The 15584-nt window shown below is 63.0% G+C and carries 14 protein-coding genes; 3 read left to right on the forward strand and 11 right to left on the reverse strand.

All coding sequences use genetic code 11. From position 1 onward, the window contains the following. Nucleotides 1-129: 129 nt before the first annotated feature. The 11 genes from NKJ90_RS30215 to NKJ90_RS30265 all read right to left on the reverse strand — a co-directional run bounded on the left by NKJ90_RS30215 (nucleotide 130) and on the right by NKJ90_RS30265 (nucleotide 11568). On the reverse strand, nucleotides 130-2022 hold the full coding sequence (locus NKJ90_RS30215) for an ABC transporter ATP-binding protein (protein WP_023759578.1): 1893 nt from the start codon (nucleotides 2020-2022) through the stop codon (nucleotides 130-132). Beyond that, nucleotides 2022-3881: an ABC transporter ATP-binding protein gene (locus NKJ90_RS30220; RefSeq protein ID WP_352487500.1), complete on the reverse strand. Its 1860-nt coding sequence runs from the start codon at nucleotides 3879-3881 to the stop codon at nucleotides 2022-2024. The genes NKJ90_RS30215 and NKJ90_RS30220 overlap by 1 nt, the downstream gene beginning before the upstream one ends. 264 nt (nucleotides 3882-4145) lie before the next feature. Further along, entirely contained in the window at nucleotides 4146-4568 is a 423-nt protein-coding gene (locus NKJ90_RS30225; RefSeq protein WP_023759577.1) for a hypothetical protein, read from the reverse strand. Between the two features lie 154 nt (nucleotides 4569-4722). Then, nucleotides 4723-5475, reverse strand: a complete 753-nt coding sequence (locus tag NKJ90_RS30230) for a hypothetical protein (protein WP_245266629.1) — start codon at nucleotides 5473-5475, stop codon at nucleotides 4723-4725. A gap of 27 nt (nucleotides 5476-5502) precedes the next feature. Further along, a complete protein-coding gene (locus NKJ90_RS30235; protein ID WP_352487501.1) occupies nucleotides 5503-6216 on the reverse strand; it encodes an SCO family protein in 714 nt (237 codons plus the stop codon). 97 nt (nucleotides 6217-6313) lie between these two features. Beyond that, nucleotides 6314-6550, reverse strand: coding sequence for a hypothetical protein (locus tag NKJ90_RS30240; protein ID WP_245266626.1), 237 nt, complete (start codon nucleotides 6548-6550; stop codon nucleotides 6314-6316). Nucleotides 6551-6563: 13 nt separating this feature from the next. Then, the gene (locus NKJ90_RS30245) at nucleotides 6564-7091 is read right to left on the reverse strand and encodes a TlpA family protein disulfide reductase (protein ID WP_023759571.1); all 528 of its coding nucleotides are present in this window, start codon (nucleotides 7089-7091) and stop codon (nucleotides 6564-6566) included. Between the two features lie 95 nt (nucleotides 7092-7186). Further along, the gene (locus NKJ90_RS30250; protein WP_023759570.1) at nucleotides 7187-7627 is read right to left on the reverse strand and encodes a DUF411 domain-containing protein; all 441 of its coding nucleotides are present in this window, start codon (nucleotides 7625-7627) and stop codon (nucleotides 7187-7189) included. 42 nt (nucleotides 7628-7669) lie between these two features. After that, a complete protein-coding gene (locus NKJ90_RS30255) occupies nucleotides 7670-9112 on the reverse strand; it encodes a multicopper oxidase family protein (protein WP_502904956.1) in 1443 nt (480 codons plus the stop codon). 126 nt (nucleotides 9113-9238) lie between these two features. Then, on the reverse strand, nucleotides 9239-9604 hold the full coding sequence (locus NKJ90_RS30260) for a hypothetical protein (RefSeq protein WP_245266623.1): 366 nt from the start codon (nucleotides 9602-9604) through the stop codon (nucleotides 9239-9241). 161 nt (nucleotides 9605-9765) lie between these two features. Next, nucleotides 9766-11568 carry a dipeptide ABC transporter ATP-binding protein gene (locus tag NKJ90_RS30265; RefSeq protein ID WP_023759568.1) on the reverse strand — a complete coding sequence of 601 codons (1803 nt, stop codon included), beginning with the start codon at nucleotides 11566-11568 and terminating at the stop codon, nucleotides 9766-9768. A 190-nt stretch (nucleotides 11569-11758) separates the two neighbouring features. Between NKJ90_RS30265 and NKJ90_RS30270 the strand changes: the two genes are divergently transcribed. Genes NKJ90_RS30270 through NKJ90_RS30280 form a run of 3 tightly spaced genes read left to right on the forward strand, consistent with a single transcriptional unit; the run spans nucleotide 11759 to nucleotide 15580 of the window. After that, a complete protein-coding gene (locus NKJ90_RS30270; protein ID WP_023759567.1) occupies nucleotides 11759-13117 on the forward strand; it encodes an LLM class flavin-dependent oxidoreductase in 1359 nt (452 codons plus the stop codon). A gap of 14 nt (nucleotides 13118-13131) precedes the next feature. Then, nucleotides 13132-13908: a DUF427 domain-containing protein gene (locus tag NKJ90_RS30275; protein WP_023759566.1), complete on the forward strand. Its 777-nt coding sequence runs from the start codon at nucleotides 13132-13134 to the stop codon at nucleotides 13906-13908. Nucleotides 13909-13942: 34 nt separating this feature from the next. Beyond that, nucleotides 13943-15580 (forward strand): ABC transporter substrate-binding protein, encoded by a 1638-nt coding sequence (locus NKJ90_RS30280; protein ID WP_023759565.1) that lies wholly within the window; start codon nucleotides 13943-13945, stop codon nucleotides 15578-15580. Nucleotides 15581-15584 lie beyond the last annotated feature (4 nt).

A 15584-nucleotide genomic window follows, 5' to 3' on the forward strand; every position in this document is an offset into this window, starting at 1 on the left:
GACAAGCGATCTTTGGACAACGGCCATATTGCGCAATCGCCGCTTGCCTCAGGCGATCTCGCACATAAGCCTTCTCAGAAAACGCACGGGCAGCAGGCGATCTGTCGGGTCGAACCTTGCCGGCCGCACTCAGGTCGCTTTGCCGAGCGCCGCGTCCATTGCCATTTCTTCCCCAGAAATGTCATCGAACGAGGCGTAATTCATGTTGTAAAGGCGGGCGTAGAGGCCCTTTCCTGCCATCAGCTGTTCGTGGTTGCCGCTTTCGACGATCTCGCCGTTCTGCAAGACGATGATGCGGTCGGCGCCGCGGATGGTGGCGAGCCGATGGGCGATGACCAGCCCTGTGCGGCCTTCCAGCAGTTTGACCAGCGCCTTCTGGATCAGCATCTCGGTGTAGGAATCGATGCTGGCCGTGGCTTCGTCGAGCACCAGGATCTTCGCATCCGCCACCAGCGCGCGCGCAAAACTGATCAGCTGGCGCTGGCCGAGCGAGAGATTGCCGCCGCGCTGCTCGAGCTCGGTGTCGTAGCCATCGGGCAGGTTCTCGATGAAATCGTGCGCGCCGACAGCCTTCGCGGCACGCACCACTTCCTCGCGGCTGGCACCCGTCTTGTGATAGCGGATGTTTTCCAGCACCGAACCTGAGAACAGGAACGGCTCCTGCAGCACCATCGCCACCTGATCGCCGAGCGAATCCTGCGTCAGGTCACGCACATCGTGGCCGCCGACCAGGACCTGACCCGACCAGACATCGTAGAACCGGTGCACCAGCGCCATCGAGCTTGACTTGCCCGACCCGGTCGGGCCGACAAGGGCCACGGTCTCGCCCGGATTGACGCGAAAGGAGATGTTCTTCAGCACTGGCTGGTTCGGCCTATAGCCGAAGGTGACGTTCCTGAATTCGACCGAGCCGTCCATGTAGCGCGTCAGGGCGACGGCGCCTTGCCTGTCACTGACGTCGACGGGGACATCGAGCACTTCGGAGATGCGCTGGCCCGAAGCCATGGCGCGCTGCATGACGCTGTACTGCATGGTCAGCGAGCGGATCGGGTCGAAGAAGCGCTGGATGTAGAACAGGAACGCCACCATGACGCCGATATCGAGGCTGTGCGAGAGCACCATCGAACCACCGACGACGATGACCGTCGCCATGGCGATGCCGGTCAGCGTGTCGACGATCGGCACCATCACCTGCGCATATTTCGCCGAGCGCAGATGGGTATTGAGATTGGCCAGCACCTTCTCGTCGTAAAGGTCGAAATTGACGTGCTGGCGCTCGAGGCTCTGCACCGTGCGTACGCCATGAATGCCTTCGGCCAGCGCGCCGTTGGCGATCGAGTTGGTTTCGTGCGCGGCCATGAAGGCGACCTTGGCGCGCGGCAGCCAGAACAGGCGCACGACGAACAGCACCGGCATGGTCGACAGCGTCAGCAGGCCGAGCCGGAAATCGAGCCACAAAAGCACGCTGACAATGCCGAACAACAGCACGATGTCGCCGACCGACATAACAGACGTCTCGAGGAATTCCTGCATCGAGTTGACGTCGCCCTGCAGGCGCGACATCAGCCGGCCGACCTCGGTCTTGTCCATGAAGCTCAGCGAGACACGCTGCAGATGGCTGAACATGGCACGGCGCAGGTCGGACAGCACGTTCTCGGCGACCTTGCCGACGACGCTTTCCTGCACGTAGCTGGCGGCATAGTTGATGAGGATGACCAGCGTGAACGCGCCGGTCGCGGCGATCATCACCGACCGGTCGAGCCTGCCCGCCGTCATGCCGTGGTCGATGGCGTAGCGGATGACAAGCGGGATCGCCAATTGCGTCAGGGTGAACACCAGCACCGCGGCGACCGAGAGGAAAATCCGGCTCTGGTAGGGTCTCACGAAGCTCCAGATACGCCTGATGATGCGCGGATCGTACGCTTTGCCGAAAACCTCTTCCTCGTCGCGATGCGAGCCGACGACGGCCTTTGTCGGCCGGCCGCTGGTGTCTTCCTTATCGTCGTCGGCCTGCGTCGACATCACGCGGCTCCCGCCAAGGGCCGATCGTCGTCCGGCCGCAGCTGCAGGTCGTAGAGCGCGCGATAGCGTCCACCGAGCGCCAGCAATTGCTCATGCGTGCCGCGTTCGACGACCCGGCCGCCCTCGACGAACAGGATCTGGTCGGCATGCATCAGCGAGCTCAGCCGGTGCGAGATGATGAGCGTGACGCGATCCCTGGCGAAGCGCTTCATCGCCGCCCGGATCCGCTGCTCGGTACCGGCGTCTATGGCCGCGGTGGAATCGTCGAAGACCAGCACGGACGGCCGCAGCATAAGGCTGCGGGCGATGGTCAGGCGCTGCCGCTGGCCGCCGGAAAGCGACGCGCCGCGTTCGCCGACCACCGTGGTGTAGCCCGCGGGAAGTCCGATGATGTAGTTGTGCAGCTGGGCGTATTCGGCGGCCTGCCCGATGCGGGTCTCGCGCGCCCAGGGATTGCCGTAGGCGATGTTGTTCTCGATCGAGGTGGTGAACAGGAACGCATCCTGCTGCACGACGCCGACGGCCTTGCGCAGCGACTGCAGCGCCACCTCACGGATATCCTGGCCGTCGATGGTGATTGAACCTGAAGTGACGTCATAGAAACGCGGGATCAGGTGCGCGATGGTCGACTTGCCGCTGCCAGGCGGGCCGACAATGCCGACGGTTTCACCGGACCGGGCCTCGAAGGAGATGCCCGACAGCGTCGGCCGTCCGCCCGCGCCCTCGTAGCGGAAGCCAACATTGTCGAAGCGCAACACGCCGTCGGTGACGACGAGGTCCCTGGCGCCAGGCGCGTCCTCGATGTCGAGCTCAGCGTCGAGCAGTTCGAACAGACGGGTGCCGCACGTCGAGGCTCGCGCGAACGAGTTGACCATCAGGCCGAGCTGGCGAACCGGCATCTGCAGGATGGTCATGAAGGTGAGGAACTGGGCCAGCGTGCCGACGCTGATCTGGCCCGCGATCACCTTCTGGCCGCCGAACCAGAGCACCAGGCCCATGGCTGCCAAGAAGGAGAAGTTCATGGCGCTGGTGTTGGCGACGCGGATGTCGACGCGCTGATTGGCAAGCTCCAATGCCGACAGCTTGGCGCGGTCGAATTTTTCGAGCTCGTGCCGCTGCGCCGCGAAGGCGCGCACGACACGGATGCCGCCGAGATTCTCGTCCATCACCCGGCTCAGCACCGAGAGGCGCTCCTGCAGCGTCAGCCAGGTGCTGCGCAATGCGAGCTGGGTGACTGAGGATCGCCAGGCAACGAACGGCACGAAGCTCAAGCTGAGCAGCCCGAGTACGAGGTCGGTGCTGATCAGCAGATAGGCGCCGACGCCGATCAGCACGCCGAGCAGCACGACGCGCAGGATGCCGGTGGAAAAGAACATGCGCACGCCGTCGAGATCGAGCAGGCCGAGCGTGATCAGATCTCCGGTGTGGACCCTGTCGTGGAAGGAGAAGCTCAATCGCTGGATCTTCTCATAGAATGCCAGGCGCAGCTCATAGCCGGTGCGGTGGCCGACGGCCTCGCCATAGTAGTTCTGCGCCATGGTGAAGAGACCGCGCAGGATGCTGACGACGAGCAGTGTCAGCGCCGTGTTCCACAGCGCCTGCTCTGCCGCGGCACCGGCACCCGTGGTCATGACGCCCTGCGCCTGGTCGATGGCGCGTCCCAGCAGGCGCGGAATGAACAGCTGCAGCGTCGCGGCAATGAAGGTCGAGACGATGGTGATGGAGACCTGCCAGGGATGGCGCAGCGTCATGCGCACGATACGGAGCAAGGTGCTGAGGCCCTTGCCCCAGGAGGCTTCCGCCACATGGGCAAACGATCTGCCGCGCTCCGGCGCGCCGCCGATTGCTTGCGTGTTCAAAGGAAAATATCCAGACCAATCCGGACGTTAGCCCGGACTAATAAAGCAGACTCAATTCAGATGGCGCGATGGTACGCGGGTCCGGCTCCACCGTTCAAGAGCCAATGCCGTCGGCGCACTGTGCCTGAAGCAACATGCCGCGAGTGATCCGGTGCATTGCCGGGACCGGCTCGTAGCGGCCATCGGCCACGAGGCCGGCAGCCGCAGTTAGGCAAGAGATGGCCGGACGAGATGCAACCAACCGTCCGGCCGGAGTTCCAGTTGCTAGGCAGGTATCAGGACGGCGAGACGATGCACACCGACCTCCTTGCTTGTATTCGTCGCCTCGTCGGTCTTGCCCTTGGAGCAGGTGTACATGTCACCTGTCTTGAGCTTGAATTCCTTGTCTGCCTTCTTGATGGTGAACGCGCCGGAAGTGATCGTGCAGACCATGTCGTTGTCCATCACGGTTTGAGGGGCGTGTGCTCCGGGCTGAAAGACTATGTCGACAATGGCGATGCTCTTGTAGGCGGGAATGTCGGAGTTGCCGGTGCCGACCTCAACCAGTCTGACACCGGGCGCAATCTCCTTGCCTTCTTTCGGGCCGTATTTCTTGACCTTCGCGGACGCCGTCAGGGCAAAAAAAGGCGTCGCCGCGGCGGCCGTCATACCGAGAGCAATTGCAGACCTGCGATTCATGGTTTTCATCGCGTCCTCCCATTGGTTAGTCACGAACGATTGTGCATGACTAGGATATATTAGCATAAACGAATGTACTTGTATGCGAGGAAGTGCCCAAGCCCAGCACGGCGATAGAAACTCCGCGCTTCCGGTTACGGCAAGCCAGCACGCCACGGCAATTTTACATTGCCCCGCCGCAGCCGTCGGAGAGGTTCCATACATCGACGATCTGCTTGCCGTTAAAACCGTGCTCGTGGATCAGGTATTTCGCCAGTCCGCCATACACTTTCCAGCGCCAGCATTGGCAACAGCATGGTCCCTTTTCTTCGGAATTTGCCATCGCATAGTCGTAGGTCGGCTGTTCGGTGCTGGTGAGTTTCATATCGTAGTAAGGCATCATCTTCTGCGCGATGCCCGCCGGGATATCGTACGGATCGCTCGGAATCATCGCTATGTCCCGGTATCTGGCCAAGCCGTTCACCTGCTCGACATAGCGCTTCATTTCCATCGGGCTGCAGCACGAGCCCTTGATCAGCGAGGTGCTCGGCATGGTGGCGATCGATTCCGTGAATTTGGCCGAGCACGTGCTGTTGCCGTTTTCGCTGAGGTCTTTGAAGCGGCTCGCCAGTGCTGGATCCTCCGCGGCGATTGCCAAATCCGTATCCTTGAGGAAGCCCATAATCGCGGCGGCCCCAAAAATGCCGCGCAGAACCGTTCGTCGACTGGCGTGCGATATTTGGCTCATTTGGCGGCCCTGGCCTGCTCGACCAGGCTCTTCATCGTCGCAAGATCGGTCGCGCCCGGGAAAATCTGGTCGCCGACGATGAAGCCCGCCATGATCGGCGCCACCTGGCGGTTGCGTTGCAATGGCCAGCATGAGGGAACGGGCCATTTTGCCGGAAACTCCGCCGAATTGCCCTGAATTATAGATCATAGGGTTCTCCTTCCTTCGGATGATGCTTCAGAAAAGGTTCTTTAATTTCGCCAGCCAGCCCTCTTGCTGTTCGTGATGCGGCCGCTCGATGCTATTGGTCAGCGCATTGACCAAGGTGACGAGATTGATCGGTGCGAAATCCAGGCCATGGAAATTCGCGCGCCAATAGCCCTCCTTGTCGATCACATGCGCGACGATGCCGTGCGCCTGAATGCCGTCGTCCGTTTTGGTAAATTTGTGGCCAAAAGCTTCCGCCAGCGTGCGGGTAGCGTCCTCCGGCTGGTCCTGGGTTGTGGTCAGGAACGCCCAATTGACGGGATCGAGCCCATGCGTTGGTCCGTATTTTCGCATCACGTCCGGCGTGTCTCTCGTCGGATCTGTGGTGATGCTGACAAAGGTGACCTGGTCCTTCATCGGCGTGCCGTTCACCATTTTCTGGATCTCGGCGATCTTCTCGGCATGCAAGGGACAAACGTCCGTGCACGATGTGTAGATGAAATGGAGGATGACAACCTTGCCACGCAGATCAGCCAGCCGCACCATGTGCCCGTCTGCGGTACGCAGCATGAAGTCGGGCGCGGGTTTGTCGATCTGCTGGAAATACTTTTCGTCGCCCTGAAGCATGGCGTCGAGTTCTTCGAGCGAGTGCGCTTGCGCGCCGTGGACGAAGCCCACAATCAGCGCAGCAACGGAAATCAGGCACCGCAGGAAATGCATCCATTCTTGGATACGGACTGGCATCAGCTGTTGCCTTTCAGATCGGCGGGCACCGTTGTCGGACCAACGGCGACCTCTTCAGCTTTGGGGGAACCGTCTTCGGCCGGACAGGCGCGACCTGTCATCTTGTGCATGCAGAGGCCGAGCGCGCACATTGCGACGCAGGCAAAGCGCTGAGAAGCAGCGGCGTGACGCCCGCCGCGGCCAGCCAGCTCCAGTTGGATGCAAGGCCTGCGAGGATCACGGCCGCCGCCAATGCGGGGAAGCCACGCCGGCCGCCGAGATAGTAGCGAATCGAGGCGAGGACATTGCGGCCGAACGAGGCCTCCTTGGCTCGGATCAGTTCTGTGGCGGTCACAGTGAATTCCTTCTCAGTTGGCAGCAAAATGGCTGCGGATAAAATCGACCATGTCGGGAGCATCCCATTCAGCCGGACCAATCAGGCGGGCGATCTCCTTGCCCCGGCGGTCGATCAGCAATGTCATGGGAAGGCCGAGGGCGCCGAGCGCGAACATCGCCTTGGCCGACGTGTCGATGTTGAGGGCGAGATGCTCGATACCGATCTCGGCGAAGAACTTTTTCACCTTGTCCGGACCGCCGCGATCCATCGACAGCGCGACGACCTCGAAGTCCGGCCCGCCGAGTTTGGCCTGCAGCCTGTCGAGCGTCGGCATTTCCTTTCGGCAGGGAGCGCACCACGTCGCCCAGATGTTGAGCAGCACGACCTTGCCGGAAAAATCGGCGAGCGTTTTGGGTTGTCCATCGCCGTCCTGGAACTGAATCTCCGGAAGCGGCTGCGGGCTCGCCTGAACAGCAAAATTCTGCGGCGGCTCGCCGGCCGTCGCAGGTCCAGGCACCGCGAGCAGTGCGCCGAAGAGAGCGAGAGCGACCATCTTCATAGCTGCCGTTCCCTCGATTCAAGCCGCAGGAACGTCATGGCGAGCCAGGTTCGGGCAGGGCAGTCCGACGTATCGGCAGACATGGCGCTTTCCTTTCAGTCCGTCGCGTAGATCGTGGGCGCCTTGCCGTCCTTGGTGAAGGCGTAGACGATGAAAGGGCCAGCCTTCTCGCCACCCATGCCGGGGGCACCGGTCGGCATGCCGGCCAGCGTGATGCCGGTGATGGCGGGCCGTTCGGTCAATAGTTTCTTGACGATATCGACCGGCACCAGCCCGTCGACGACATAACCGTCGACCATCAGCGTGTGGCAGCCTTCGAGGTCCGCCGGCACGCCGGCGTCACTGCTGATCTGGGACAGATTGTTGACGGGCTTGATGTCGACCTTGAAGCCGTTGTGTTCCAGATAGTTGGCATAGGATTCGCAGCAGCTGCATTGCGGGTTCTTGTACATCACCGCGTTGATCGTCGCCGCGACAGCCGGCAGCGGCATTGCGATCGCGACGGCGAAAGCGGCGAGAGAGTAAGTCAGTTTCATTGCAGTACTCCTTGTTGTCTTATTGTTGTTTTGACGAGAAAATCAGGTCACACGAAACACCGTCATGAGGCCGGCCATCTGGTGGTCGGCGACATGGCAGTGCAGCATCCAGTCGCCGGGATTGTCGGCGACGAACGCGCATTCGATCGTGTCCCTGGGAGCGAGCAGCACCGTGTCCTGCCATTGCCGGTACGGTACCGGCGAACCGTTGCGCGCAAGCACCAGCATGCTGAAGCCGTGGATGTGCATCGGGTGCCACCAGGCAGTTTCGTTGCGCATTGTGAGATGACAGGTTGCGCCGCGGGGCAGGGTGAACTGCGGCGCCATGCCGGCGTGGCCGTCACCGGTCATCGACATGCCGTTGATCGCCCACGCAGCGCCACCCTTCATGCCGGGTGTCGCCATGCCCATCATGCCGCCGACGCCGGCGAGCTTGCCGCCACCCATCATGCCGCCTTGCAGGACGATCTCCTGGCGCTCGGCGCTTGCGAGATCGGGTTGCTGCAACGGGTTGCGCGGCAGGCCAAGCGGCGTACCGAGAGGATGGGTCCGAAGTGGCGATGCGCTGTCATAGGCAAGCGTGGTCAGCGTATAGGCGAGGCCGTCATAGAAATCGTCGATCACTGCGTAACGCTTGCCTGGGTCGCCCTGCATATCGATCACGACGTCGATGCGCATGGCAGGTGCCAGAACAAGGCGGCCGTCCTCCGGTTCATGCGGATCACAGGGCTGGCCGTCGATCGCGACGACGACCGGGCGGTGGCCTTCGAAGCGCAGCGACATGATGCGGGCGAGCGACGCATTGGCCAGCCGCAGCCTGACATGTTCGCCAGCCCTTACGCTCTGGTCGGCCGGCGCCGTGCCGTTGATGGTGACGACGTTGCCGACGCGGCCGGACATCGCCGCGTCCATCGCGCTGCCGAAACCGGGCGCCATCTGCCCGTCGTCGGCAAGCCGCCAGTCCTGCAACAACCACAAGAGGTCGCGGTCGACGGCAACGGGCTCGGTCTCCTCGACAATGAGGGCGCCGGCGAGCCCGCGACCGAGCTGCACAAGGCTGTTTGCATGCGGATGGTACCAAAAGGTGCCGGCGTCGGGCGGCGTGAATTCATAGACGAAAACTGTCCCCGGCTTGATCGGCTGCTGCGTTAGGCCGGGTACTCCGTCCATGGCGTTTTGCAGGCGGATGCCATGCCAATGGACCGTGGTTTCCTCGTCCAGCCCGTTCTCGACCGTGATGTGAACGGGTCGGCCCTGGCGCAGGCGCAGCATCGGGCCGGGGACCGTCCCGTCATACGCCCAGACAGGAGTAAGCGGATCGCCAGGGCTGGTGAAGCTGGCGTGGCCTGGCGCGATCCTGATGCGGCGCTCATCGACGGCGGATGCTCTTGGCGTTGCGGGGTGCACCAGGGTGGCCGCAGCAACGCCCGTCGCCGCAAGGACGAACCTGCGGCGCGACATCATATGACGGAAATCGGTACTCACTCTCACTCCCTTTGCGATCTCGATCGACGGCGAGCCTCTCGGCGTCGAATTGCTGTGTGCCTGCCGGCGCAAAGCGCCAGCGGCAATCAAACGCCGGAAATCAGCCGCGGGATGGCTGAACCGGCGTCAGGCGAGATCGATGGATTTGGGAGGGAATGGGTCGGGCAAGGAACTTCGCCCGTGAAGGAACGGCATCGGTGGCGCCGATGGTTGTTGCACCGGTGGAACCACGGCGATGGCGAGGCTTTGAGGGAGTACGGCGAGCACCGGTGCGATGCAGGTCGGTGGACAATGCATCGGTTTGCCGGTGTCGGCCGCGCCCTTGAGGCAGGCGTTGCAATCGCCATTCATGCCGGTGTCGGCCATCTTGGCCATGCCGGTGCCGACAGGCATGGTCATGCCGCCGCCAGTCATCATCATCTTCGCCGACATGACGCTCGCCTGAGCGGCAGACAGGCTGAACCCGGCGGTCAGGAATACCGCGAGCAGCATGACAAGCATATGTTTTGGCGACCGGCGTGCCATCATGCATCTAGGCTGGCCTCAAAAGATGGCATTTGCAAGCTGGATTCCGATGCTGCGACAATCCCGGCATCGCATCGTGCCTGAGGAAGAACCATGCTGTTGAGGGCTTTGGACTGTCGGTAATCCGCTTACGAAGCCTTGCCGTGTCGCCAGCAGGCGATGAAATGGCCGGCCGCTGTCTCTCTGGCGGGCGGTTCGGCCTTTCTGCAATCGGGCAGGACCAGAGGGCAGCGGTGGGCGAAGGAGCATCCGGTGTTCGGGGCTTCCTCGATGTCGGCTGGAGCGGATAGCTTCGGCTCGGCCTCATCGGACGCTGCCGCCAGAAGCAATGCCGTATAGGGGTGATTGGGGCCCTGAAAAATCTGGTCGGATGAGCCGGTTTCGACGAGGCGGCCGCGGTACAGAACGCCGATCCTGTCGGCCATGTAGCGCACGACCCTGAGATCGTGGCTGATGAACAGATAGGTCGTGTCCTTGTCGCGCTGCAGGTCGTTGAGCAGGTTGAGAACGGTCGCCTGGACGGAGACGTCGAGGGCGGAGGTGGGTTCATCGAGCACGACGACTTTCGGCACGCCGGCGAAGGCCCGCGCGATGGCCGCGCGCTGCCGCTGGCCGCCGGATAGTGATCGCGACTTCTGCTCGGCTGTGGCGCCGGCAAGGCGAACCGATTGCAGCAAGTCGCGGACGCGGGCTTTGACCTCACCGCTGCGCAGGCCAGCGAGCCGGCGCAGCGGGCGGCCGAGGATCCTGCCGATCCGCTGGCGCGGGTTGAGCGTGCGATCCGGCGACTGGAAGACCATCTGCACGTCGCGGCGTTCGGCAAGGTTCCTTCTCTCGACGCGCGGCGCGACGGTCCTGCCGAGCAGCTCGACCGACCCGGCGTCGGGCGGCTGCAGGCCGGTGACGATCCGTGCCAGGGTCGACTTGCCGGAACCAGACTCGCCGATCAGCCCGAAGGTCTCGCCCTGGCCGATGTCGAGATCGATGCCGTGCAACACTGGCTGGCTGCCGAAGGCATGGCTGATGCCCTTGCAGGCAATCGCGATCCGGCGTTCCTTTGGCGGGCTGGGGGCTTCATTCTGGACCGCCGGGTGTGATGGCAGGCCGTCCGTCTCCGCCAGCCTTCCGTTCCGTTTGGTGTAATTGAGCGCCGGGATCGAAGCGACGAGCGCCTTCGTATAGGCGTGAGACGGATTGTCGAAGACATCGCCGGCGGCGCCGCTTTCGACCACCTTTCCCGACTGCATCACCGCCACCCGGTCGCAGGAGCGGCGGATCATGTTGATGTCGTGGCTGATCAGCAGGATGCTGGTTTTGTGGTCCTTGCGCAGGTCGGAGAGGATGGCGATGATCTCGGATTGGACGCTGGCGTCGAGCGCCGTCGTCGGCTCGTCCAGCACCAGCAGCGACGGGTCGAGCGCAATGGCGATGGCGATGTTGGCACGCTGCTGCATGCCGCCGGAGAGTTCGTGTGGATAGAGCCCCAGCACCCGCCCCGGATGGCTCACCCGAACGCGCCCGAGCAGTTCGGAAGCCCGCTCGCGCGCCTCGTCATGGCCCACCGGGCGATGCCGCATGATCGTTTCGGTGACCTGGCGGCCGATCGTCATGCTTGGGTTGAGGGCCGCGCCCGGATGCTGGTAGACGGCGGCGATATGATCCCCCCTAAGCTGGCGCAACTGCTCGGCGGAGAGGTCACGGATTTCGCGGCCCTGGAACTCCAGCGCTGACGCGGCGACGCGGGCATTCCTCGGCAGATAGCGCAGGATGGCGAGCGCCACCGAGCTTTTCCCCGATCCGGACTCGCCGACAAGGCCGAGTGCTTCGCCTCCCGCTATGCGCAGCGAGACGCCGCTGACGGCGGGATGCGACCCATTACGCCCGTCATAGGCGATGGAAAGCTGGTCGACGTTCAGAACCGAGGAGAACATTGGGGCTTGAAACCACTTTCTTCCAGCGTCGCGATCGAGGGCAATCGCTTCCACTTTGTCAATGCATTATCTCTATAAAGTTACTCGAATTAAGCCGGAGCGCAATCTAACTTTCAGGGCTCAAGAGAGATTGTCGCCGTCTGCCGAAGCAGCGCGACGTCCCTCGGAGCAGATCTGGAAGGAGACCGGCATGGCTCGAGCCCACATGATCCTCAGCGCATTTTTCTTCAACCCGCAGGGCGATCATCGGATGTCGTGGCGCCATCCGCGGGCGCCGGGCCGCGAGGTGCTGGACTTCGAGTTCTACCGCGATCTCGTGCAGGCGGCCGAGCGGGCCAGGATCGACACCATCTTCGTCGCCGACCACGTGTCGATCTGGGATTCGGTCAAGAGCGGTGTCGCCCACTACGCCAATGCCCGCCTCGAACCGCTGACGCTGCTGTCGGCGCTGGCCGGGGCGACCAGCCATATCGGCCTGATCACGACGGCGTCGAGTTCCTACAGCGAGCCCTACAATGTGGCGCGCATGTTCGCCTCGCTCGACCATATAAGCAAGGGCAGGGCATCGTGGAACGTCGTCACCTCGGCGATGGATGAGGAGGCGCGCAATTTCGGCTGCGATGGCAACATCGAGCATGCGTTTCGCTATGAGCGCGCGGCCGAATTCCTCGATATCGTCAAGGCGCTGTGGGACAGCTGGGAAGACGAGGCGCTGCTGATCGACAAGGCGTCGGGCTATTTCGCCGACCCCGACAAGGTCCATCCCATCGATCACAAGGGCAAGCATTTCAAGGTGCGCGGGCCGCTCAACGTCTCACGGCCGCCGCAGGGCCATCCGCTGATCGTCCAGGCCGGATCGTCCGAGGACGGCAAGAACTTCGCCACCGCGCAGGCCGATGCGCACTTCGCCACCTACAGCACCAAGGAGGATGGCATCAAATATCGCCAGGACATCAACGAGCGTCTCGCCCGCCACGGCAGGCGGCCGGAGAGCTTCAAAATCTTGCCCGGCATCCTGCCGATCGTCGCCCCTTCCGAGGCGGAAGGCCGGGAAAGACAGGAATACCTCCAGACCCTGCTGCCCGACCAGGTCGGCATCGACCTGCTGTCGAGCTGGAGCGGCATCGATCTCTCCGTCTATCCGCCGGACGGGCCGCTGCCGCCGCTGCCGGACGAAAGCACCTTCAATGGCGGGCGCACGTCGCTCAACCGGGTCAAGCAGTGGGCGAAGCAGAATCTCAGCCTGCGAGAGATTGCCCGCAAGCTCGCCAACAGCGGTTCTGTACCGACCGTCGCGGGCACGCCAAGACAGATCGCCGACCAACTCGAAGACTGGTTCGTTTCCGGTGCCGCCGACGGCTTCAACCTGATGTTCCCGCTGCTGCCGGAGGACTGGGTGAACTTCGCCGAACAGGTGGTGCCCGAGCTGCAACGGCGCGGCGTGTTTCCGAGCGAATACGCGCAGGGAACGCTGCGCGACCGCTTCGGCCTGGCGCGGCCCGCCAACCGCTTCGCCGAGCAGCGCGACAATGCGCGCGCCGTGTCCTGACCGGGAGAACGATCATGACCGTCGCCCCAAGATTGCAGCCTCGTGAAGCGACCGCTCCGCAGCTCGTCAACGTTCTGCACAGCCCCAAGCGCGTGCGGGTCAAATTCGGTGGCCGCACCATCGCCGACAGCCGCAACGTGCTGGTGCTGCGCTCCAACCATTTCCTGCCGATCTATTTCTTCCCGCCGTCAGCGGTCGACCCGTCGGTGCTGAAGCCTTCGCTGCATCGCGAACCGCATCCAGTGGGTGGCGAGACGGCCTATTGGGATATCGACAGCGGCGACAGGCGCAGTGCCAACGCAGCGTGGGCCTTCATCTCGCCGCCGGATGAGAACCTGGCACCGCTCGCCGGCCGCATCGCCTTCACCTGGAAGGCCGTCGACCAATGGTTCGAGGAGGACGAAGAGGTCTTCGTCCATGCGCGAGACCCTTATGCGCGCATCGATGTGCTGCAAAGCACGAGCCATGTGCAGGTCTGGTTCGACGGCGAACCGATCGCCGACAGCCATCGTCCGGTGCTGCTGTTCGAGACGCATCTGCCGACCCGCTTCTATCTGCCCGCGGAAGACATCCGGCTGGAGCGGCTGACGGCGTCCGTCACAACGACGCGATGTCCCTACAAGGGCATCGCCTCCTACTGGTCCGGTCTGCTGAGCGATGGAACGGTGCGCCCGGACATCGCCTGGAGCTATCGCGATCCGATCGCGGAGATGCCTAAGATCAAGGGCCTCATCGCCTTCTATCCGCAGGCCGTGGACCGCATCCATCTCGACGGCGAACCCGTCGCATAGCTTTCAATCTTCATTTCAGAGCAGGGGTTTTAACATGACCAAACACAGGGATATCGACGCACTTCGCAATCTGTCGGGAGACATCTGGAATGTCGCCGTCGACGAATATCAAGACGGCTTTCTCAAGCGCCGCGATCTCCTGAAATATGCCGCTTTGCTTGGCCTGACCGGCTTTGCCGCCTCGCAGGGGCTGGGAGGCGCGCGCGCTGCCGCCGCAGCAGGCGGCACGGTGCGTGTCGGGCTCGGCCAGCCGACCAAGGCGATCGATCCGGTTTCAGTGACCGATCCGGCCAGTATCGGGGTGATCAGCCAGGTCGGCGAATATCTGATCCTCGACGACCCCAAGGACGGGCTGCAGCCGAAGCTTGCCCTGTCCTGGGAAGCCGACGAGACGGCCAGCCGCTGGACCTTCAAATTGCGGAAAGGGGTGAAATTCCACGATGGCCGTGCGGTCACCGCCAAAGACGTGGTGGCGAGCTTCGAGCGGCTGGTCGATCCGGCCAGCGGCTCGTCTGCCTTGTCGGCCTACAAGGGCATCCTGTCCAAGGGTGGTGCCAAGCTGGTCGACGAGCAGACAGTCGCTTTCGATCTCGACGGTCCGAACAGCAACTTCCCCTTCTATGTCTCCTCCGACGTCTACAACGCCGTCATCCTGCCGGCCGACTATGCCGGCGATTTCGAGAAGACTTTCAACGGCACCGGCCCGTTCAAGCTCGAATCCTTCCGTCCCAAGCAGGGCGCCAGCTTCGTGCGCAATGAGGATTACTGGGGCGACAAGGCGCTGCCCGACCGGGTTGAGATCAAGTTCTTCGACGACGAGCAGGCGCAGGTGTTGGCGCTACAGGCCGGCCAGCTCGACGTCATCCCGAGCACGACACGTCTGGAACTGGCGATCGAGGGCAATCCCAATTTCAAGCTGCTGAGCGTGCAGGCAAGCTCGCACGACCAGGTGCATCTCAGAACCGACCAGGCGCCGTTCACCGACAAGCGCATCCGCCGCGCGCTGGCGCTTACCATCGACCGCGAGGCGGTGGTCAAGGGCCTGCTCAAGGGCCGCGCCATCGTCGGCAATGACACGCCGTTCGCGCCGATCTTCCCCTCGGCCGATCCGTCGGTGCCGCAGCGCAAGCAGGACATCGCCGAGGCCAGGCGCCTGCTTGGCGAGGCGGGCGTGCCGAACGGCTTCGAGGTGACGCTGACCACCGAACGCGCCTATGACATTCCCGATTACGCGGTGATCATCCAGAACTTCGCCAAAAAGGCCGGCATCGACGTCAAGCTCAATGTCCTGCCACAGGACGCCTATTACGGCTCGGCGACTTTCGGCAGCTCGCCCTGGCTGGATTCGGTGCTCGGCATCACCGACTACGGCCATCGCGGCACTCCCGATATCTTCCTCAACGCCACGCTGAAGAGCTCGGGAGCCTGGAACGCGGCGCATTTCAACAACCCGGCCTATGATGCGCTGCTGCTCGACTACTCGAAGGCACGTGATCTGCAGGCGCAGCGCCTCGTTGCCGGCAAGATCCAGACCCTCTTGCTCGACGAGACGCCGGCGATCATCAGCTACTTCTCGCAATACAGCCGGATTGTCAGCTCAAAGGTCGAGGGCGTGCGCTTCACCGCGATCTCGCATCTGCTGCTCGATCGCGTTTCCTTCGTCCAGGCATGATCGC

The organism is Mesorhizobium sp. M0051, assembly GCF_040323235.1.
GTDB lineage: Bacteria > Pseudomonadota > Alphaproteobacteria > Rhizobiales > Rhizobiaceae > Mesorhizobium.